Genomic DNA, 20,145 nt, shown 5'->3' with positions numbered 1-20,145 from the left:
CCCCCGGGCCGTTCTCCACTGGTGCGACCTCTGGCGGCTGGGCCATTCGTGTGCGAGCCCTTGACCGTCCCCACCGGCGCTCCTATGGTCACGCTGGCAAACCGGACGTAGGACGTCGTACCTCATCAGCCAGACCTCTCCGCTGGAGGAACCGTGCGCGACGACGTGACCCACGACGTGCCGGCGCCGCGCCGCCGGGCCCTGCTGAGGGCCGCGGGGGCACTGGGCGCGGCCGCGGCCCTGCCGCCGGTGCTGGCGGGCTGCTCCGCCGGGCCGGAGTCGACCAACGACACGGGCGGCGGGGGCGGCCGGGACCGCACCCTGACCGCGGTGATCGGCTACGGCAACGACGGCAGCTGGGACCCGACGCAGACGGCGTCCGCGTTCGCGATGGCGGCGAACAACCACGTCTACGAGGGGCTGCTCGACACCGACCCGATCACCCGCGTCCCCTACCCCGCGCTCGCCACCCGTGTGCCGGCCGACCCCGGCGCCACCACCTGGCGGTTCACCCTGCGCCCGGGCGCGGCCTTCCACGACGGCAGGCCCGTCACGGCGGACGACGTGGTCTTCACCTTCGGCCGCATCCTCGACCCGGACACCCCGACCCTCGCCAAGGGCTTCTTCGCGAGCTGGCTGAAGGAGGTCAGGAAGGCCGGCGCCTCGGCCGTGGAGCTGGTGCTCGCGTTCCCCTTCCCGGACGGCCTGTCCCGGCTCACCCTGGCGAAGATCATGCCGAAGCACGTGTTCTCCCGGCCGGGCGCCTGGGACGAGGCGCTCAAGGGGCTGGCGGTGGGCTCGGGGCCGTACCGGAAGACCGCGCACCACCCGAAGGCGAACACCGCCTTCGAGGCGTTCGCCGGCTACAACGGCCCGCGCAGAGCCGCCTTCCGGCGGATGAACTGGCTGACGATCGTCGACGCCGCCCCGCGCGTGGCGCGGATCTCCGGCGCGGACGCGGGCGCGCAGATCGCCGACAACATCCCCTACGCCAACATCCCGCGCCTGGAGCAGGGCGGTCTTCAGGTCGGGGGCGGTGCGGGCATGAACAACCTGTTCCTGCTGTTCAACACCGCGCACCGGCCGTTCGACGACGTGCGGGTGCGCCAGGCGCTGCACTACGCCATCGACACGGACAAGATGGTGCGGGTCGCGCTGAAGGGCCACGGCCGGCCCTCGACGTCGTTCCTGAACGAGGGCAACCCCGCCCACCGGCGGGCCGGAACGGTCTACGGCCACGACCCGGAGAAGGCGAAGCGGCTGCTGAGGGCGGCCGGGGTGCACGGCCTGCGGATCGAGCTGATGTCCAACAACCTCAGCTGGGTCGTCGACTGCCTGCCGACCATCAAGGCGTCCTGGGAGGCCGTCGGCGTCCGGACCACCCTCGCCCCGCAGGAGACCACCGCCGTCTTCACCAAGCTGGACCAGAAGCAGGACTACCAGGTGGTGGCGGCGGCATCCAACCCCAACCAGTTCGGCCTCGACGCCGACCTGATCATGCGCTACAACTACGGCCCGCAGAACATCTGGATGGGCTACGCCCGGTGGGCCGGGCACCCGGTGGCGAAGCAGCTGTTCGCGGACATGGACCGGGCGACGCGGGAACCGGACCCGGCTCGGAAGAAGGCCATGATCCAGGACTGCATCGACACCGTCGCCGAACAGGCCGTGCTCTACCCGGTCGTCCACAACGAGCTGATGACGGCGTGGGACCCGCGCCGGCTGAGCGGGATAAGGCCGCAGCCCTACCCGGGCCTGAACCTCCTCCAGGCCCGCTGGACCTGACGGCATGGCGGCCGTCGTACGCATCCTCCTGCGCCGTGTCGCGCTGCTGGTGCCGCTGCTGCTCGGCATCGTGCTGTTCGTGTTCCTGGTGATGCGGTTCTCGGACGTGGACCCGGCGTCCGCGTTCTTCCAGGGCGCGAACCCCACCCCGCGCCAGCTGCACGACTTCCGTGAGCGCAACGGCCTGCTGGACCCGCTGCCGCTGCGCTACGTCCACTTCGTCGGCGACCTGCTCCACGGCGACCTGGGCACCAGCGCCCTGACCCGGGCCCCGGTCGCCGACCAGGTGACCACCGCGCTGCCGCTCACCCTCCAGCTGACCTTCCTCGGTCTCGCGGTCGCGGTGGTGCTGGCGCTGGCCGGCGGGGTCACCGCGGCGGTGTACCGGGACCGGCTGCCGGACCAGCTCATCCGGGTGGTGTCGCTGGTCGGGGTCGCCGCGCCCGGCTTCTGGCTGGCGCTGCTGATGATCCAGTACCTGGCGGTGGACCGCGGCTGGTTCCCGGCCGGCGGTTACGTCAACCCGGCCGACTCCTTCACCGGCTGGCTGCGGACGATGGCCCTGCCCGCGTTCGCCCTGTCGCTGCCGGTGGCCGCGCAGCTCACCCGGATCGTGCGGACCTCGGTGGTGGAGGAGCTGGACAAGGACTACGTGCGCACGGCGGTCGGCAGCGGGCTGCCGCCCCGGGTGGTGGTCGGCCGCAACGTGCTGCGCAACGCGCTCGTCAACCCGCTGACCGTACTCGGGCTGCGCGTCGGCTATCTGCTCGGGGGCGCGGTGGTCATCGAGACGATCTTCTCGCTGCCCGGCATGGGCAAGCTGATGATCGACGCCGTGCAGAACGGCGACCCGGCCGTCGTGCAGGGGGTGGTGCTGACCACGGCCACCGGGTTCGTCGTCGTCAACCTCGCCATCGACCTCCTGCATCTGCTCGTCAACCCACGTCTGAGGACGGCCTGATGGTCACGCGCGCGTATCTCGCCGAGCGGCTCTCCCGGCCCGGTCTCCGGCTGCGGGGATGGCGCAGGCTGCCCCCGCTGCCGAGGGCGGCGGTCTGTTTCCTGGCGCTGGTCGTCCTGGTCGCGGTGCTCGCCCCGGTGCTGGCCCCGCACGACCCGCTCGACCAGCAGGACCCGGCCGGCGGCAGCGGGCACCCGTCCGCCGCGCACTGGATGGGCCAGGACAGCCTCGGCCGGGACATCCTGAGCCGGCTGATGTACGGCGCCCGCTGGTCGCTCGCGATCGGGCTCGGCGCGACGGCGCTGGCGCTGGTCGCGGGGGCCGTGCTCGGAGCCGTCGCGGCCACCTCCCGCAAGACGGTGGACGAGACGCTGATGCGCTGCCTGGACGTGGTGATGGCGTTCCCCGGGATCGCCCTGGCGGCCGTGCTGGTCGCCGTGTTCGGCGGCGGGATCACCGTGCTGATCTGCGCGATCGCGTTCCTGTTCACCCCGCCGGTGGCGCGGGTGGTGCGGGCCAACGTGCTCGACCAGTACGGGGAGGACTACGTCACCGCCGAGCGGGTCATCGGCGCGCGCACGGGGCACATCGTGCTGCGGCACGTGGCCGTCAACTGCGCGGCCCCGGTACTGGTGTTCTGCACGGTCCAGGTCGCCGAGGCCATCGTGTTCGAGGCGTCGCTGTCGTTCATCGGTGCCGGAGTGCGGCCGCCCGACCCGTCCTGGGGCAGTGTCGTCGCGGACGGCAAGAACATGGTGCTGACCGGCGGCTGGTGGGCGACCGTCTTTCCGGGGCTGCTGATGCTGTTCACGGTGCTGTCCCTGAACGTCCTGGCCGAGGGCGTGTCCGACGCCTGGGCGGCCCCGGCACCCCGCGAGATGCCGGGGCAGGCGCCACAGGACCGCGTGGAGCCGCAGGACCACATGGAGCCGCGGGACCGCGTGGAGCCGCTGGACCGCGTCGAACCGCAGGACGGCTTCGAGCGGCCGGAGCCCGGTTCCGGTGAGGTCACGGCCCTGCCCGGTCTGGCCGAGGCCGCCGCGCGGCTGCGCGCCCGCGCCCGGCCCCGGCCCGCGCCCGGCACCGCCCCGGTGCTCGCCGTGGAGGATCTCGCCGTCGGCTTCCCCGGCCGGCACGCGGGCGTGGACGTCGTCGCCGGGACCTCCTTCGAGGTGGGGTCCGGCGAGGTGCTGGGCCTGGTCGGTGAGTCGGGCTGCGGCAAGTCGCTGACCGCGCTCACCGTGATGGGGCTCCAGCCGCGCGGGGCCCGGGTCGGCGGCAGCGTGCGGTTCCGCGGGCGGGACCTGCTCGCCGGACCCGACCGGGCGCGGCGCCGGCTGCTGGGCCACGAGATGGCGATGGTCCACCAGGACGCGCTGAGTTCGCTGAACCCGGCGATGACCGTCCGCGCCCAGCTGGGGCAGCTCGTGCGGCGCGGGGGGTGGCGGACCCCGCACGAACTGCTGTCGCTGGTCGGTCTCGACCCCGGGCGGACCCTGCGGGCCTACCCGCACGAGCTCTCCGGCGGCCAGCGCCAGCGGGTCCTGATCGCCATGGCCCTCTCCCGCGACCCCGGTCTGATCATCGCCGACGAGCCGACGACCGCCCTCGACGTCACCGTGCAGGCCCAGGTGATGGGACTGCTGCTGCGGCTGCGCGAGGAACTGGGCTTCGCGCTGCTGCTCGTCTCGCACGACCTGGCGCTGGTCGCCGACGTCACCGACCGGGTGGCCGTGATGTACGGCGGGCGGATCGTGGAGTCGGGCGTCACCGCCGACCTGGTGGCGGCCCCGGCCCACCCCTACACGCGCGGTCTGCTCGGCAGCGTGCTGTCGCTGGAGTCGGGGGCGCGAAGGCTGACGCAGATCAAGGGTGTCGTACCGGCACCGTCCGGGTTCCCGTCCGGCTGCCGCTTCGCGGACCGCTGCCCGGCGGCGACCGCGGTCTGCCGGACCACCGTCCCCGTGCCCGCGGGCACGGCCGCGCACACGGCCGCCTGTCACCACCCGGCCGTGGACCTGACGTCGGCACACAGCGAGGAGGCCGTGCAGTGATCGTGCGGGTGCAGGACGTCCATGTCGTCCACCGGGCGCGCGGCGGCGGCCCGTTCGCCCGTGACCGGGTGTACGCCCTCACCGGCGCCGGTCTCACCGTCGCGCCCGGCGAGACGGTCGGTGTGGTCGGCGAGTCGGGATGCGGCAAGTCGACGCTCGCGCAGGTGCTGACCGGGGTACGGCGGCCGACCTCGGGGACGGTGTCGTACCGGGGCCGGGACCTGTGGGCGATGGGGGCCGCCGAGCGCCGGGCCACGGTGGGCGCGGGCACCGGGATGGTCTTCCAGGACCCCGCGACGGCGCTGAACCGCAGGCTGCCGGTGCGGCGCATCCTGCGCGACCCGCTCGATGTGCACCGGCGCGGCACGCGGCACGCGCGGGAGGAGCGGGTCCGGGAGCTGATGTCCCTCGTCGGTCTTCCCGGGGCGCTCGCCGACGCCCTGCCGGGCCGGCTGTCCGGCGGGCAGCGCCAGCGTGTCGCCATCGCGCGGGCGCTGGCCCTGGAGCCGGGTCTGCTGGTGGCCGACGAGCCGACCAGCGCCCTGGACGTGTCGGTCCGCGCGCAGATCCTCAACCTGCTGCTGGACCTGCGCGAACGGCTCGGCCTGGCCATGGTGTTCGTCTCGCACGACATCCAGACCGTACGGCGGATGAGCGACCGGGTGATCACCATGTACCTCGGCCGGATCGTCGAGGAGACCCCGGCGGACCGGCTCGCCGCCGGGGCCCGGCACCCTTACACGCGCGCCCTGTTCTCGGCGACGCCCGGCCTGCTCCATCCCGTCGAGCCGATCCCGCTGACCGGTCCGGTGCCCTCGGCGACGCGTCCGCCGAGCGGCTGCCCCTTCCGCACCCGCTGCCGGCGGGCCGACGAGGCGTGCGCCCAGGTGATGCCGGACTTCTCGGCCGCGTCGCAGCACGGACACCGCTACCGCTGCCACCATCCTGTGGAGGAGGACCAGCCGACCCGCGATCTCGCGGCCGAGCCCGCCCCGGAGCCCTGATGACCTTTCCCGCCCCGCTGACCGGCGTCGTGCCGCCCGTCTGCACCCCGCTGACCCCGGAACGCGAGGTGGACGTCCCCTCCCTGCTCCGGCTGGTCGACCATCTGGTGGAGGCCGGGGTGCACGGGCTGTTCGTGCTCGGCTCGACCTCGGAGGCCGCCTTCCTGACGGACCGGCAGCGCCGGCAGGTCGTCGAGGCCGTCGTCGGCCATGTCGCGGGGGCGGTGCCCGTGCTGGCCGGCGCCATCGACATGAGCACGAACCGCGTCCTGGACCACGTCGCCTCCGTGAGCGCCGCCGGTGCCGAGGCCGTCGTGGTCACGGCCCCCTTCTACACCCGCACCCATCCCGCCGAGATCATCCGCCACTACCGCCGGATCGCCGCCCTCAGCCCGGTCCCGGTGCTCGCCTACGACATCCCGTCCGCCGTGCACACCAAGCTCCCCGCCTCCGTCGTGCTGGGTCTGGCCGCCGACGGGGTGCTGGCCGGGCTGAAGGACTCCAGCGGGGACCTCGCCGGCTTTCGCGAGGTGGTCGCCGGCGCCCGCGCGCAGGCCGGGTTCGCGGTGCTGACCGGCTCCGAGGTGATCGCCGACGCGGCGCTGGCACTGGGCGCCGACGGGGCGGTGCCCGGCCTCGCCAACGTCGACCCGCACGGGTACGTCCGGCTCTACCGCCTGTTCCGGGCCGGCGACCCGGACGGCGCGCGGGCCGAACAGGAGCGGCTGTACGCCCTGTTCGGCATCACCGGCATCGGCGACCCGGCCCGGATGGGCGGCAGCTCCGCGGCGCTCGGCGCGTTCAAGGCGGCGCTGCACCTGCGGGGCGTGATCGACTGCCCGGTGACCGCCGAGCCCCAGATCCCGCTCTCGGGCGAGGAGGTCGAACGGGTGGGCAAGGTGCTGGCGGCGGCCGGACTGCTGTGACCGCCCGGCACCCGGGGCCGCCGCTCACGTGGCGGTCGGCTCCGGACCGCCGGTCAGCGACCGCGTGCTGTCCGGGACCCCGTTGGGGCTGCCCCCGGGGCTCGCGTTCCACAGTTCGTGGAAGCGCCTGATCCGCTGCTGCACGTCGTCCGCGCGGGCGTTCACCGTCGTCCAGGAGTTCACGCTGAGCTGGTCGACGCCGATCTCGTACGACAGCGCCTCGTCGAAGACGATGAAGTCGATCATCTTGCCGCGCTGCACGTACAGCGGGAGCTGCGACAGGGCCACCACGCGCACGTCGATGCCCACGTCCCGCTGTTCCTTGCAGAGGTCGGCGAGCCCCGGGATGTCCGCCGCCTGCCGGACGACGAACAGGCGCCTGACCGTCACCCCGCGCTCCTCGATCGCCTTGCGCTGGGCCTCCAGGTAGCGGCCGGCCGGTTCGGTGCTCCAGAAGTCCCGGTCGACGGAGGTGCTGGTGGCGTAGATGCACTTCTTCGCGCACTTGGTGAGGCTCAGCAGCCAGTCGTGGTTCTCGCCGGGGCACTCGGCGCTGAGGTTGGTCAGGTCGTCCATCTGGAGGGCGAGCCGGTTGATCTCCTCGCGCGCGAAGTCGTGCAGGATCTCCGGTCCGATGGACACCACGTGCGTGGCGCTCTCGGCGAGACGGGGCACGCCGTCGTCGCGGAGCTTCTCCACCTCGTTGAAGAGCTTGGTGGCGCGGCCGATGTCGACGAAGCGTTTCTCCACGGAGCTCTTGAGGTCGCCCAGCTGGTGGGCGAAGGTCACCATGAACTGGACGATGAGCACCGCCCCGCCGCACAGCACCGACAGGACCAGCTGCCAGACGTCCTCGGCCGTCGGGGCCAGCACCGTGCTCAGCACGTACACGACGCCGCCCGCCAGCGCGGTGACGACGAGCTTCTGCATCAGTCTGCGGGCGCCGTCCTCCCGGCCGCGACCGCCGTCGCCGTACCCGTTGTCACCGCGTGATGTGATCGTTCCGGTCATCTCGCTTTCTCCCCCCGTCGGGACCGTGTGCATGGTGATCGTGTGTCAGCGGGGCGCCAGCGCGGCGTCGCTGTGGGCCAGCAGGGCTCTGAGGGCCATCTGGTCGCGGACGCGCTGGACCAGGTTGCTCCACTGGCGGGTGAAGCCGGGGCGCTGCTCCAGCGTCTGCCACAGCGGGCCGAGCGCCGGGTCCAGCCGGGCCCCGGGCATCCAGACGTGCAGCAGGTGTTCGACGAGGGGGCGCAGCACCTTCAGGGCCGCGGCGCCGTCCGCCGCCGCGAGCGGCAGCCCGTCGAGTTTCTGCCCGACGGTCGTCAGCAGCCAGTCGTGCAGGGCCAGGTCCTCGCAGAGCGCGGCCACGGCACCGGGCTCGATGTCCTCGGGCACGCGCAGTTCGGCGGTGCGCAGGCCGGCCTCGTCGTCGACGGTGAAGTTCACCAGGCGGGACGGGGTGCCGGCCGGGGCGGACAGCGCGGCCCAGCGCAGCCGGGTGTCGGAGGTCCGCAGCGGAGGGTCCTGGTCGAGCAGGCGGTACTGGCGGGAGATCCGGTCCAGCAGCCCCTGGGCGATGGAGCCGGTGTCGAGCGGGTCCGCGGTGCCCGGAGAACCCGGGGAGCGGGCCTCGCCGAGGAACCCGCGGACGACGGTCTCGCGCGGCAGCCGGCCGACGGGGACGAGCACCCCCGGGCGGACCAGGTAGTACCCCCACGGGCGGCGCCGGTCGGGGCCGCCGGCCGGGGCGGAGAAGTACGCCGTGGCCTGGAGCACGCGGCCCTCGGTGAGGGCGGCGCGGGCGGCCACCGTGCCGACGGCACGGACCTTGGCGCCGCTCGCGGTGGGCAGCCGGCAGTCCACGCCGGTGAGGACGTCCGGGGAGAGCGCGTAGGGGTTGGGCCGGCGGGAGAGCCGGACGCCCTCGTCGGGGCGCAGCCGCAGCAGCCGTCCGGCCGCGCGCCCGTCGACGGCGTCGCGGTTGGGCAGCAGGCAGGTGCGGACCTCGCCGCACATCAGGGCCGGCGCGGCCGGCAGCCCCGGGGCCGTCATGTCACAGCCCCGGCGGGAAGAGGTAGGAGGTCCGTTCCACGACGTCCACCGGCAGGACGAGGTGCTCCCGCTCGGCCTGGCCGACGGCCTGCCCGACCGCGCGCGCGTCGACGTGGACCTGTTCCAGGACGACCCTTACGGCGTGCTCCACCGGCAGGAACCGGGTGGGCAGCACGCTGCACGTGTAGTAGGCGGTGAAGGGCGGCGCGTGCGGGGTGAGGCGGAGCAGGGGCGGCAGCGCGTCCCAGTCCTCGGGGAACTCGCGCCGCTCCCACGGGGTGGGGGTGAGGACGGCCCGTCCGTCGTCGCGCAGCAGTCCGAGGCGGGTCAGCTGCCAGACGGCGGCGAGGAACGCGCAGGACCAGGTGCGCCGTTCGCCGGCGTCGTCCCACAGTTCGACGTCGACGAAGACGGAGTGGCCGCGGGCCCCGGTCTCGCGGGGCGGCTGCCAGCCGCCGTCGGAGTCCAGCGCGGCGGAGGTGCGGCGGGTCGGCGCCCGCCTGCCGTTGGTGAGCCAGCCGGTGCGGCTGACGGGCGGCCGGAAGCCGTTGCTGCCGGGCGGCGGGGACTCCACCAGCCGGTGCATCACGGCCTCGGCGAGGCCCGTGCGGTCCGGGCGCAGCGGGTCGGCCAGGGCGCAGCCCGACTCACGGGCCAGGTAGTCGATGCTCAGGCCGGCCCGGTCGGCGGCCTCCAGCAGGACCGGTAACAGCTCGGCGGGGGTGGACAGCCGGCTGAAGTAGTCGTCGATCAGGAAACAGGTGCTGATCCGGGGCCGGTTGCCGGTCGGCAGCGCGGCGGTCCAGGCGCGGGCGGTCTCGGCCCAGGGGCGTACGGCGGCGAAGTGCCGCTCCAGCCGTTCGGCGCCCTCGGCGAAGTCCTCCATGTACAGGTGGCCGAGTTCCAGGGAGAGGTGGGAGTAGGGCAGGGACTCGGTGACCGGGTCGGCGCTGGTCTCCCGGAAGTCGGCGGCGGCCTCCGTCACAGTTGCCCCCAGTACTTGTCGTCGGTCAGCCGCTCCGCCAGTTCCACCAGTGCCTGCCGGGTCTTGAAGTTGGCGATCTTGCTGTCGAGGACGTCGTCGTCGGTGATGAGCTGTTCGTGCATCTGCAGCACGGGTTCCAGCGGGACCGACCCGAGGACCCGGGACTTGCCGATCTCCAGGGAGGCGGCCAGCTCCTCGAGCCGCTTGTTGCACTGGCGCATCCAGGTGTACTGGGCGGGCGGCATCTGCGCCCACTGCGGCGACTCCAGGTCGGGCACGGCGGCGCGGACGAAGCGGATGGCGCCGAGGAGTGCCGCCCGGTCGTGCCCCATGGCCACGCCGTGCGACACGATCCCCTGCCGGCCGGCGACGAGTTCGGCGGCGGCCATGACGTGCTGCCGGGTCCAGCGGTGGTAGAGCAGCCAGCGGGCCGGGACGCGGCGCAGTTCGTCACGGGCGGTGGCGGCCAGCACCAGGTCCATGGCGTAGCTGCGCCCGGCGCTGAGGTCCACCACGATGAGGTCGAACTCGCGGCGCAGCCGGAGGAAGAGGTCGACGCAGCGGTGCAGGTTCTCCTCGTCGGTGACGAACTCCCCGCCGCCGCGGTCGCCGGGCAGCAGGACCAGCCGTCCCGAGCCGCTGGGGCGGTCGCTGAGCACGGGGTGCTCGGTACGGCTCCACACGTCGGCGCGCAGCGGTTCGGTGACCTTGCCCTTCAGGAAGGAGTGCAGCCCGCGCCCCTCGGCCTCCGTCCTGACGTTCGGGGTGTCGAAGACGGCGGTGGCGGTGGGCGAGCCGAAGTCGAAGTCCAGGTAGCAGACGTCGTCGCCGTCGAGGGCGCGGCGGTAGGCGAGGTTGGCGCTGGTGACCGAGCGACCGGTGCCTCCCTTGTCGGAGGCGGCGAAGACCAGCACGTCTCACACCCCCTGGCGCCCGGCGGCCCGGGCGCGGGCGAGGGCGTCGAGCCTGCCGAGGACGTTCAGGGTGAGCGCGCAGGACGTGCCGGGCTGGCTGTCGAGCAGGGCGCGGGCACGTCGCAGGTCGGCCTCGATGCCCTTCAGTTCGGCGCCCTCCTGGCTCTTGGCGATGGGAGCGGGCTGTTCCATCTGCTCGGTGCCGAGGAGATGGGTCGCCTCGCTGAGCAGGGAGCGGGCCAGCGCGGTCGGTTCGGGGCTGCGGATCGGCGCCTGGGTGTAGAGCTGCTGGGCGGCGACCATGCACTCGGTGACGCGTTCGGTGATGCTCCAGGACAGCCGCCCCTGGCGGTCCGGTGAGTCCGGGTAGGTCGCGTGCACGTTGTCCCAGAGGCCGACGCCCTCCCCGTCGGAGATGCGGCGGGCCCACAGGTGGTCGAGGGTGCGTTCGGCGAGCCGCAGGAGCCGGTCGTGGGCGGTGACGTTGCGGGACAGGGCGCACAGCTGGATGACCCGCTTGAGCAGCTGGGCCGAGAAGTCGGTCATCGTCCAGCGCATGGGCGGCCCGAGGGGGTCGTCGGACTGCAGCGGCAGCCCGACGCCGGGGTTGTGCAGCAGGACGGCGGCGTCGGACCGGGTGGTGCTGGAGGTGATCCGGCCGCGTTCGGCCAGGCGCTCCATGACGCCGACGGTGCGGGTGAGGTCGTCGTCGGTGGCCCGGCGGCGTACCAGGTCGTGGACGAGGATGGAGGCGACGGAGAGGGAGAAGTACTCGGATTCCAGCTGCTGGCCCGTGGTCCGCCAGGGGATGTCCTCCAGCGGCCACCGGTCGTCGTCGAACCGCGCGATGCCCGACCAGTACTGCTGGGTGATGGTCCAGCGCAGGCGCAGGGCGTCGGCGAGCTTCTGCTGCTCGGGGTTGAGCAGGCCGAGGACGAGGGTGCGGTCGGAGAACAGGTCCTGGATGCCGTCGAGGGCGACGACGGTGAAGTACAGGTAGGGCACCCCGCGGGCGACGCCGTCGGGCTGGTCCCCGACCGGTTCCTCGGTCTCCACCTGAGGCGCTCCCCGCACCAGGCTCCAGGCCCAGCCGCATTCGAAGAGGCGGTTCTCGTTGCCGAGCTGTTCCGCCACGTCGACGCCGAGGATGACGCTCTCGCGGATGACGGCGCGCAGGGCCCGGAAGCGCTCCTGGAACTGCTGGAGGACCCTCCGGTCCGGGGTGCGGCCCTGGCCGATGAGCCGGCACAGCGCCTGGCCCTGCGGCGACTCGACCTCGTAGACGTCGACGGTGAAGGACCGCAGCAGGCTGACCATGGCGGCGGTGAGGCGGTCGCTGGTCGCCTGGCGCAGCCCCTCGATGAGCTGCTGGGTGCTCTGCCGTTCGGTCTTGGTCTGGTAGATCTTCAGGAATCCGAGGGTGGCCAGGCACAGCGTGACGGACATGCTGAACGAGTCGACGACGCCGAGGGCCCGCTGTTCCTTGGAGAGTTCCTGGTCGGGGTCGGCGGCCGTGAAGTAGTGGCCGCCGGAGAAGGTCGGGGTGTCGCCGGACCGGTGTTTCTCCATGAATTCGGTGAGCGCCCGGACGAGGCTCTCCGGGATCTCCGTCGCGTCACCGACCGTTTTCAGGGATCGCTCGACGTCCGGTTGTGTGGTGTCGGGCGCGTCCAGCCGGAACGCGGGTACCTCGGTCGCGGGATACAGCAGGCAGAGCAGCCTTTCGGCGTCGGCCACGCTGCTGAGACCACCCCATTCACCCCAGTCCCATGCGCCGTCCGGATAGCAATGACGAGCGACCGACTGCCAAATGGACAGAAGATTCTGTCTGGGCTTGATCTGCATCCCCATACCCCTCAGACAGGTATGTCACCCGGACGGTGAATTGATATGAGCATTTCTCAGGCACCTCGGTGTCCGCAGGCGACGATCATTCCCGTGTATCCCTCGCGCAGCAGGTCGCCCGGTTCCCCCAGGCGATGGGTATCGATTTTCGACGCGTATTTGCCGAGCGTGTCCCGGACTTCCTGCTCGTCGATGTCGAGTGCGGGGAAATCGCACTCGCCCACCCAGTAACCGCGGGAGTGTTCCATGAAGGCGGCGGCGAAGGGGGCTCCGGGTTCCAGGGCGTTCATGAAGCAGCCCACGCCCCGGCGGAACTCCTCCAGGGAGCCGGTGATCGATTCGGCGACGAAGAACATGGTGCCCATCGCCCAGCGCTCGCGGCCCGCACAGAGATCGAAGAGATTGCCGAGCCGGGGCCGGACCCGTTGCGCGAAGCGGTCCCGGGGGTCCTCGCAGCGCTCGGCGTAGGCCTCGTCGCGACGCAGGACGTTCCAGAACTGGTCCCACTGGCCGGCGTAGGAGCGGCGCTGCTTCTCCAGGTAGGCCACATTCGCGGGCGAGCGTTCGAGGAGCGTGATCCTGTCGCACCAGGGGAGCATGCTGAGGGCGGGATAGAGGTTGGGGCCGGCTCCGACGTCGATACCGGAAGCGACGCCGCCGGACGTCCCGAAATGATGGCTGAAATGATCGCGAACGACTCTGATGATCGCCTCGTCATCAGGGTGCAGCGTGAGGTAATTGTGCCTGATGTACTCAACGGGATCGAAATCCTCCCAGGTCACATCATCATTCAGCTTCTCCGTGCCGGTCGGCGATCCCATGGTCATTCCACGCAGGGTAGCAGAGCAGCCGCACAAAGCACCCGCGCCGCGTACGATCCACCGCACTTGATCGAGGAAAGGCGTCGGCTGAACGCACAGTTTCGGCCGCCTGGCGCACTCAACCACAATTGGTCCAGATCTCGGCTTGAACGGCCAAAAACGACGGGTAAGGATGGGGAGAGCCGTGCCGGTCGCGGGTCGCGTGATCGGATACATACCGTCGTACCGATATGTATATCGCAGGAGAACTGCGCACCCTCACCCTCGCCCGCGCGGAAGCCGAGAAAAGGGGATGTAATGATTCCTCTTCCCGAAGAGCATGTCCCGTCATGGCCCCGCACCCTCGCGGGCGACGGCCCCGGAAAGGCGTCGCGGCAGATCAGGAAGGCCGTGGAGGCCGACCTGCCCGAGGTGCTCCGCCTGGACCGGGAGGCGTTCCCGGACGGTCCGTATCCGTACTTCGTGCTGCGCCAGTTCCTGGACGCCCTGGGCGACCACCTGCTCGTCATGGACGACGGCGACCGGCTGCACGGCTATGTCCTCGCGACGCCGCCGCACCACGCCAGCAGCTGGATACTGAGCCTCATCGTCGGTCATGAGCGGCGGGGCAACGGGGTGGGCCGCGAGCTCATGACCGAGATGCTCGGCCTGCTGCGCGCGGAGGGCGCCGCCGAGATCATGCTCACCGTGGATCCCGCCAACGAGACGGCGGTGATGCTCTACCACCACCTGGGATTCTCCCCCTGGGGGCCGCTCCAGGAGGACTACCTCGGCCCCGGCGAGGCGCGGCTGCGCATGCGCCTGGCGTCCTGATCCGCTCCGCCGCCGCACCGGGGGACGCCTGGCCGCGCGCCCGCTTACCCCGCGCGCCCGCTCCCGCTCCCGCTCCCGCTCCCGGAAGCCGGCTCCCCGGCGACCGTCCGGGGCACCCGCACCCGCCGGAACTCGATCCCCTCGTACGCCCCGGCCGTCCCGGTCTCGTAGAGGACGCCGACCGTGCCGTGCCCGAGCTGGACCAGGTCGGAGTAGGCCGCGGGGCGCTCGGAGAGCGTCAGCAGCCGGGTGAAGGTGCGGCCGGCGTCCGTGCTCGCCCACAGGGCCGGGGCCCGGCGCGCGGTGGGGACGGAGGGGCCGGAGAACAGCAGCGGGGCGCGGTGGCCGCGGAGCTGGAGGACGCTGCCCTGGACCACGGGGACGTCGTCCAGGGCGGGCTGGACGGCGTAGGGGCGGTCCAGGGTGGCGCCGCCGTCGCTCGAGTAGGTGTCGAGGCGGTTGCCGGGCGCGCTGCCGTTCTGGTCGCGGGAGCTGAAGTAGAGGCGGCCGTCGGGCAGTTCGGTGGCGCTGGTCTCGTTGGCGTTGGCCGCCCCGTCGTAGGTGTCGTCGACGAAGCCGAGCCGCCAGGTGCGGCCGCCGTCGTCGCTGAGCAGGGCGTGGCCGCCGTACCAGCGGGCCTCCTGGCCGGTGTCGGGGGAACCGGGCGGCGGGGCGGCGGAGTGGTTGGCCGGGACGACGAGGCGGCCCGCGTGCGGGCCGTGCGTCAGGGCCACGGCGTGGCCGGGTCCGGTCGCGTACCAGCGCCAGCCGGGCGGCTTCACCTCGGACGTGATGTCCCGCGGCGGCGTGAAGCGGATTCCGTCGTCCTGGCTGCGCTGCGCGAAGACCCTGCGGCCCTGTTCGGGGCCGACCTCGCCGCGCATGATCCGCGCCTCCGTCACGGCCCCGCTGTTGTAGCTGGTCAGGAGGACGACGGCGCCGGTGCGCGGGTCGACCACGGGGGCGGGGTTGCCCCGGGTGTCGCCCCGCCCGGCGGCGACGACGCTCAGCGGGCCCCAGGTGCGGCCGCCGTCGGTGGAGCGGCGCAGGACGACGTCGATGTCGCCGCTGTCGCCCGCGCCGTCGTGCCGGCCCTCGGCGAAGGCCAGGACGGTGCCCCGGGGGGTCATGACGACGGCGGGGACGCGGTAGGTGTCGTACCCGCCCTCCCCCGCGGTGAACGGCACGGAGGACGTGTCGCCGGACGCGGCGGCGGCCGGGCGGGCGAGGGCGAGCGGGGTGAGCAGGACGGCGGCGGCGAGAACGGTGCGGCGCAGTGAGGTCACGCACCGTATGTCCCCGAGATCGAGGGAACCGACGCGTTCCGCACGGCCCCGTTCGGGCCGGGTGGGGCGGCGGCTGGTCCGGCACCCCGGCGGGCGGACGGGCAGGCGCCGGTGCGCGGAACGGGGGCGGGGGCGGGGGCGGCAACTGGGCCGACCGGCAGACGCCCCTGCGCACGGACCAGCGGTCAGGCACCCGCGCCGACCGGCAGGGGCCCCGGCGGGCGGACCAGCAGACACCACCGCGGGCGGACCGGCCGCCAGGCACCCGGGCGGACCGGCAGTCCGGCTCCCGGGCGGACCGGCAGTCCGGCTCCCGGCCCCGCGCCGGCGACGGGGCCGTGCCGGGGCCGTCAGGACGGGGTGCGGGCCGCCGCGAGCAGCCGGCTGACGTCGGCGGCGCAGATGGTGAGGGCCGCGCCCACCGTGGTGAGGGTGTCGCGTTCGGCGGGCGTGTAGGGGCCGTCGGCCAGGGCGATGCGGGCGGCCTGGAGGAAGAGGGCCTCGCGGCCGGCGAGGGCCAGGTGCGGGGCGAGCGGGTCGAGGGCCTCGTGCAGCTCTATGGCGAGGCTCGCGCCGCACGGACCGGCGTCCACGACCCGGCCGGTGTCGGCGGCGAGCCCGTCGACCAGGGCGGCGAGCTGCCCCTCGGTGCAGTCCTCGAAGCCGGCCGCGCGGACCGCTCCCGCGGCGGTCTCCAGCGCCGTACGGGAGCCGGTGCCGCCGGCCGCGAGCACGGCGAGGGCGACGGTGTGCACGGCGTCGCGGAGCATCGCCGAGAAGCGGCGGGTGGTGGGGTGGTCGAGGACGTCGGTGCCGAAGTGCCGGCGGCAGGCGGCGCACTCCACGACCGGTCCGGTCACCCCGCGGGGCAGCAGGGGCACGCCGAGGAACGTGAGGCGGCGGCGTCCGGTCAGCCGCTGGTAATTGCGGTCGCCTCCGCAGCCGGGACAGAAGAACTCGCCGTCCCCTGCGGGGGTCCACGCGGTGCGGGTGCCCAGGATGCGCGCAGCCCTGGCGCCACGGCCGTCTCGTCCCCGTACTGGCAGCACGTCGCACCTCCGTAACCCCGCGGCAACATCGCCGCGCTGGCGTGATGTTAGCCACATCACGCGGGCCGAGTCAGTACCCCGTGGGGGACCTTGTCCTGACCCGGGGGCCGCGATGGCCGGTACACGACGGCGCCCCGGCCGTCGCTCGCGCGGGCCGGGGCGCCGAAAGCGCTGGTCGGAGGGGTCAGCGGGTGGCGCGGTTCACCGCGGAGACGACGGCCTTCAGCGACGCACGCGTCGTGTTCGCGTCGATACCGATTCCCCACAGGATCTTGCCGTCGATCGCGCATTCGATGTAGGAGGCGGCCTGCGCGGAGGCGCCCTCGCTCATCGTGTGCTCCTGGTAGTCCAGCAGGCGTACGTCGATGCCGCAGGACTCCAGGGCGTCGAAGAACGCGGAGATCGGACCGTTGCCCGAACCGGTGAGGACGGTGTCCTCGCCGTCGACGGTGGCCTCGACGGTCAGGGTGTCGACCCCGTCCGTGTCCGTGGTCGACTGCCCCGTCCTGACCTGGATACGGCCCCAGGGGTTGCCGGGGTTCGGCAGGTACTCGTCCTGGAAGACGGCCCAGATGTCCTTCGGCGTGATCTCGCCGCCCTCGGCGTCCGTCTTCGTCTGGATGATCCTGGAGAACTCGATCTGCATGCGGCGCGGCAGGTCCAGCTTGTGGTCGTTCTTCAGGACGTAGGAGATGCCGCCCTTGCCGGACTGCGAGTTGACGCGGATGACGGCCTCGTAGGAGCGGCCGACGTCCTTGGGGTCGATCGGCAGGTACGGCACCGCCCACTCGATGTCGTCGACCGTGACGCCCCGGGCCTTCGCGTCGGCCTCCATGGCGTCGAAGCCCTTCTTGATGGCGTCCTGGTGGGAGCCGGAGAAGGACGTGTAGACCAGGTCGCCCACGTACGGGTGGCGCGGGTGGACCTCCATCTGGTTGCAGTACTCCCACGTACGACGGATCTCGTCGATGTCGGAGAAGTCGATCTGCGGGTCGACGCCCTGGGAGAAGAGGTTCATGCCCAGGGTGACCAGGTCGACGTTGCCGGTGCGCTCGCCCTGCCCGAACAGGCAGCCCTCGACGCGGTCGGCGCCGGCCATCACGGCCAGCTCGGCGGCGGCCACGGCGGTGCCGCGGTCGTTGTGCGGGTGCACGGACAGGCAGACGTGCTCGCGGCGGGAGAGGTTGCGGTGCATCCACTCGAAGCGGTCCGCGTGGGTGGACGGGGTCGAGCGCTCCACCGTGGCGGGCAGGTTCAGGATGATCTCGCGGCCCGGACCGGGCTGGTAGACGTCCATCACCGCCTCGCAGACCTCCAGGGCGAAGTCCAGCTCGGTGTCGGTGAAGATCTCCGGCGAGTACTGGTAGCCGAACTCGGTCTCGGGGCCCAGCAGCTTCTCCGCGTACTCCATCACCAGGCGGGTGCCGTCGACGGCGATCTGCTTGATGTCGTCCTTGGACCCGCGGAAGACGACCCGGCGGAAGACCGGGGCGGTGGCGTTGTACAGGTGGACGGTGGCCCGGCGGGCGCCCTTCAGCGACTCCACGGTCCGCTCGATCAGGTCCTCGCGGGCCTGGGTCAGTACGGAGATCGTGACGTCGTCCGGGATCGCGCCCTCCTCCTCGATGATCGAGCGCACGAAGTCGAAGTCGGTCTGGCCGGACGCCGGGAAGCCGACCTCGATCTCCTTGTAGCCCAGCTTGACCAGCTGGTCGAACATCCGGCGCTTGCGCTCGGGGGACATCGGGTCGATCAGCGCCTGGTTGCCGTCGCGCAGATCGGTGGAGAGCCAGCGGGGGGCGGCGGTGATCCGCGTGCCGGGCCAGGTGCGGTCCGGGATGTCGACCTGGTCGTAACGGCCGTACTTGTGGATCGGCATGGGGCTGGGCTGCTGGCGGTTGACCATGATCGGTGGGCTCCCGTGGAGGTCCGGACGGACGGCCGACGCGCAACGCCAGAGCTCCGCGGGGAGGGAGTCGGCCTCTTGACTACAGGCCCTCGCCGCGGCAGCTAAGAAGAAGCAGCCCGAATCGCATGATGCTCCGCAGCCTATCCGAGCCTCAGCGGGACGCGCGGATCCGTATCAGCATGCGGAACCGGGGGTCATTCATCGGACGAACGTCACACCCGCGATCCCGCACGCCATACCACTTGGTGACGCAGCGCGACGAGGGATGTCCGCGCATTTCACCAATCATGGTGGCGAGTAGTGACATCCAGGTCACTCAGTGCAAGGGTGCCGGGCATGACGACCAACGGGGGCTTCGAGCCCGTCTTCTGCACGATCGTGCCGCCGCACCTCCTCGACAAGCTCGCCCGCAGCGAGGACGCCGCCGTCTCGGGACCGGCCCGCCGGTCCCTGGAGCGCGACGCCCTGGAGCGCACCCGGCGCCGCCTGACGACGGTGATCGGCGCGCCGTCCGTCGCGGCGCCCGCGGGCGCGGCGGCGGGGCGCCCGCACCGCACGATCTTCGACGCCCGGCACACCCAGGACCTGCCCGGCACGAAGGTCCGCAAGGAGGGCTCCGACCCGGGCCCGGACGCCACCGTGAACCGCGCCTACGCGGGGCTCGGTGCCACCTTCGAGCTCTATCTGAAGGTGTACGGCCGCCACTCCATCGACGACAGCGGCCTGCCGCTGAACGCCACCGTGCACTTCGACAAGGACTACGACAACGCCTTCTGGAACGGCGAGCAGATGGTGTTCGGCGACGGCGACGGCGAGATCTTCCTGGACTTCACCATCCCGGTCGACGTCATCGGCCACGAACTCACCCACGGCGTCACCCAGTACACCGCGAACCTCGCCTACTTCGGCCAGTCCGGCGCCCTCAACGAGTCGCTCTCCGATGTCTTCGGCTCGCTGATCAAGCAGTACGCGCTCGGCCAGACCGCCGCCGAGGCCGACTGGCTGATCGGCGCCGGCCTGCTCGCCCCCGCCGTCACCGGCACCGCGCTGCGCTCGATGAAGGCGCCGGGCACGGCGTACGACGACGACGTCCTCGGCAAGGACCCGCAGCCGGCCTCGATGGACGACTTCGTGCACACCGGCCGCGACAACGGCGGCGTGCACATCAACTCCGGCATCCCCAACCACGCGTTCTACCTCGCCGCCACGGCCCTCGGCGGCCACTCCTGGGAGAAGGCCGGACAGGTCTGGTACGACGTGCTCACGGGCGGCGCGCTCAAGGAGGACGCGCAGTTCGCCGACTTCGCCACGCTGACCGTGAAGGCGGCCCGGGAGCGGTACGGCTCCGGGGACGAACTCCAGGCCGTGCAGAAGGCGTGGGACGAAGTCGGGGTGCAGACCCTGTAGTTCCGTACTAGACAGGGACCCATGCGTATCCAAGTACGGCGCACGGGCGGCTTCGCGGGCATCGAGCGCCGGGCCGAGGTGGACACCTCGGGCCGGCCCGACGCCCGCGAGTGGCAGTCCCTGGCCGAGCGCGTCCTCGCGGCCGGCCCCGCCACCCCGCAGCACGTCGTCCCCGACGGCTTCAGCTACACGATCACCGTCGACGGCCGCACGGTGCACGCCGCCGACCCCCGTCTCACCCCGGATCAGCGGGAGTTGGTGTCGCGGGTGCTGAAGGAGGGGGCGTAGTCCCGCACGGTCCCGCGTAGTCCCCCGGTGTGAACCGGTGTGA

At 72.4% G+C, this 20,145-nt stretch carries 17 protein-coding genes; 8 read left to right on the top strand and 9 right to left on the bottom strand.

Annotated elements, in window-relative coordinates; genetic code table 11:
• Positions 1-153 precede the first annotated feature (153 nt).
• From ACIPRD_RS18905 to ACIPRD_RS18885, 5 genes are read left to right on the top strand one after another with little or no spacing between them, the layout of a single operon-like run.
• Positions 154-1,785 (top strand): ABC transporter substrate-binding protein, encoded by a 1,632-nt coding sequence (locus ACIPRD_RS18905; protein ID WP_401564384.1) that lies wholly within the window; start codon positions 154-156, stop codon positions 1,783-1,785.
• A 4-nt stretch (positions 1,786-1,789) separates the two neighbouring features.
• A complete protein-coding gene (locus ACIPRD_RS18900; RefSeq protein ID WP_401564382.1) occupies positions 1,790-2,746 on the top strand; it encodes an ABC transporter permease in 957 nt (318 codons plus the stop codon).
• On the top strand, positions 2,746-4,800 hold the full coding sequence (locus tag ACIPRD_RS18895) for a dipeptide/oligopeptide/nickel ABC transporter permease/ATP-binding protein (RefSeq protein ID WP_401564379.1): 2,055 nt from the start codon (positions 2,746-2,748) through the stop codon (positions 4,798-4,800). The genes ACIPRD_RS18900 and ACIPRD_RS18895 overlap by 1 nt, the downstream gene beginning before the upstream one ends.
• 2 nt (positions 4,801-4,802) lie before the next feature.
• The gene (locus ACIPRD_RS18890; protein ID WP_401565144.1) at positions 4,803-5,804 is read left to right on the top strand and encodes an ABC transporter ATP-binding protein; all 1,002 of its coding nucleotides are present in this window, start codon (positions 4,803-4,805) and stop codon (positions 5,802-5,804) included.
• The gene (locus tag ACIPRD_RS18885; protein WP_401564376.1) at positions 5,804-6,730 is read left to right on the top strand and encodes a dihydrodipicolinate synthase family protein; all 927 of its coding nucleotides are present in this window, start codon (positions 5,804-5,806) and stop codon (positions 6,728-6,730) included. The genes ACIPRD_RS18890 and ACIPRD_RS18885 overlap by 1 nt, the downstream gene beginning before the upstream one ends.
• A gap of 24 nt (positions 6,731-6,754) precedes the next feature.
• On the opposite strand, the gene ACIPRD_RS18880 is transcribed toward ACIPRD_RS18885, so the two are convergent.
• Genes ACIPRD_RS18880 through ACIPRD_RS18855 form a run of 6 tightly spaced genes read right to left on the bottom strand, consistent with a single transcriptional unit; the run spans position 6,755 to position 13,356 of the window.
• Complete coding sequence (locus ACIPRD_RS18880; RefSeq protein ID WP_401564373.1) at positions 6,755-7,741, bottom strand: hypothetical protein; 987 nt, start codon at positions 7,739-7,741, stop codon at positions 6,755-6,757.
• A gap of 45 nt (positions 7,742-7,786) precedes the next feature.
• Entirely contained in the window at positions 7,787-8,785 is a 999-nt protein-coding gene (locus tag ACIPRD_RS18875; protein WP_401564370.1) for an SCO2521 family protein, read from the bottom strand.
• A 1-nt stretch (position 8,786) separates the two neighbouring features.
• The gene (locus ACIPRD_RS18870; RefSeq protein WP_401564367.1) at positions 8,787-9,770 is read right to left on the bottom strand and encodes an SCO2522 family protein; all 984 of its coding nucleotides are present in this window, start codon (positions 9,768-9,770) and stop codon (positions 8,787-8,789) included.
• Positions 9,767-10,684, bottom strand: coding sequence for an SCO2523 family variant P-loop protein (locus ACIPRD_RS18865; protein WP_401564365.1), 918 nt, complete (start codon positions 10,682-10,684; stop codon positions 9,767-9,769). Before ACIPRD_RS18865 ends, ACIPRD_RS18870 begins: the two co-directional genes overlap by 4 nt.
• Positions 10,685-10,687: 3 nt before the next feature.
• The gene (locus ACIPRD_RS18860; RefSeq protein WP_401564363.1) at positions 10,688-12,529 is read right to left on the bottom strand and encodes an SCO2524 family protein; all 1,842 of its coding nucleotides are present in this window, start codon (positions 12,527-12,529) and stop codon (positions 10,688-10,690) included.
• Positions 12,530-12,585: 56 nt separating this feature from the next.
• Positions 12,586-13,356 carry an SCO2525 family SAM-dependent methyltransferase gene (locus tag ACIPRD_RS18855; RefSeq protein WP_401564360.1) on the bottom strand — a complete coding sequence of 257 codons (771 nt, stop codon included), beginning with the start codon at positions 13,354-13,356 and terminating at the stop codon, positions 12,586-12,588.
• Between the two features lie 291 nt (positions 13,357-13,647).
• On the opposite strand from ACIPRD_RS18855, the gene ACIPRD_RS18850 reads away from it, so the two are divergent.
• Positions 13,648-14,163, top strand: a complete 516-nt coding sequence (locus ACIPRD_RS18850; RefSeq protein WP_401564357.1) for a GNAT family N-acetyltransferase — start codon at positions 13,648-13,650, stop codon at positions 14,161-14,163.
• A 44-nt stretch (positions 14,164-14,207) separates the two neighbouring features.
• On the opposite strand, the gene ACIPRD_RS18845 is transcribed toward ACIPRD_RS18850, so the two are convergent.
• The 3 genes from ACIPRD_RS18845 to leuA all read right to left on the bottom strand — a co-directional run bounded on the left by ACIPRD_RS18845 (position 14,208) and on the right by leuA (position 18,404).
• Positions 14,208-15,449 carry an exo-alpha-sialidase gene (locus ACIPRD_RS18845; RefSeq protein WP_401564353.1) on the bottom strand — a complete coding sequence of 414 codons (1,242 nt, stop codon included), beginning with the start codon at positions 15,447-15,449 and terminating at the stop codon, positions 14,208-14,210.
• Between the two features lie 350 nt (positions 15,450-15,799).
• Entirely contained in the window at positions 15,800-16,498 is a 699-nt protein-coding gene (locus ACIPRD_RS18840; protein WP_356397600.1) for a TerB family tellurite resistance protein, read from the bottom strand.
• Positions 16,499-16,682: 184 nt separating this feature from the next.
• Positions 16,683-18,404 (bottom strand): 2-isopropylmalate synthase, encoded by a 1,722-nt coding sequence (leuA, locus tag ACIPRD_RS18835; protein ID WP_356397597.1) that lies wholly within the window; start codon positions 18,402-18,404, stop codon positions 16,683-16,685.
• 339 nt (positions 18,405-18,743) lie between these two features.
• Between leuA and ACIPRD_RS18830 the strand changes: the two genes are divergently transcribed.
• Together ACIPRD_RS18830 and ACIPRD_RS18825 are read left to right on the top strand one after the other, a co-directional pair.
• The gene (locus tag ACIPRD_RS18830) at positions 18,744-19,814 is read left to right on the top strand and encodes a M4 family metallopeptidase (protein ID WP_356397594.1); all 1,071 of its coding nucleotides are present in this window, start codon (positions 18,744-18,746) and stop codon (positions 19,812-19,814) included.
• 21 nt (positions 19,815-19,835) lie between these two features.
• The gene (locus ACIPRD_RS18825) at positions 19,836-20,102 is read left to right on the top strand and encodes a protealysin inhibitor emfourin (RefSeq protein WP_356397591.1); all 267 of its coding nucleotides are present in this window, start codon (positions 19,836-19,838) and stop codon (positions 20,100-20,102) included.
• Positions 20,103-20,145: the final 43 nt, after the last annotated feature.

It is taken from the genome of Streptomyces sp. NPDC090108, assembly GCF_044747185.1.
GTDB lineage: Bacteria > Actinomycetota > Actinomycetes > Streptomycetales > Streptomycetaceae > Streptomyces.
Note: the sequence above shows the minus strand (reverse complement) of the source record. Positions and strands in the feature narration are given on the sequence as shown.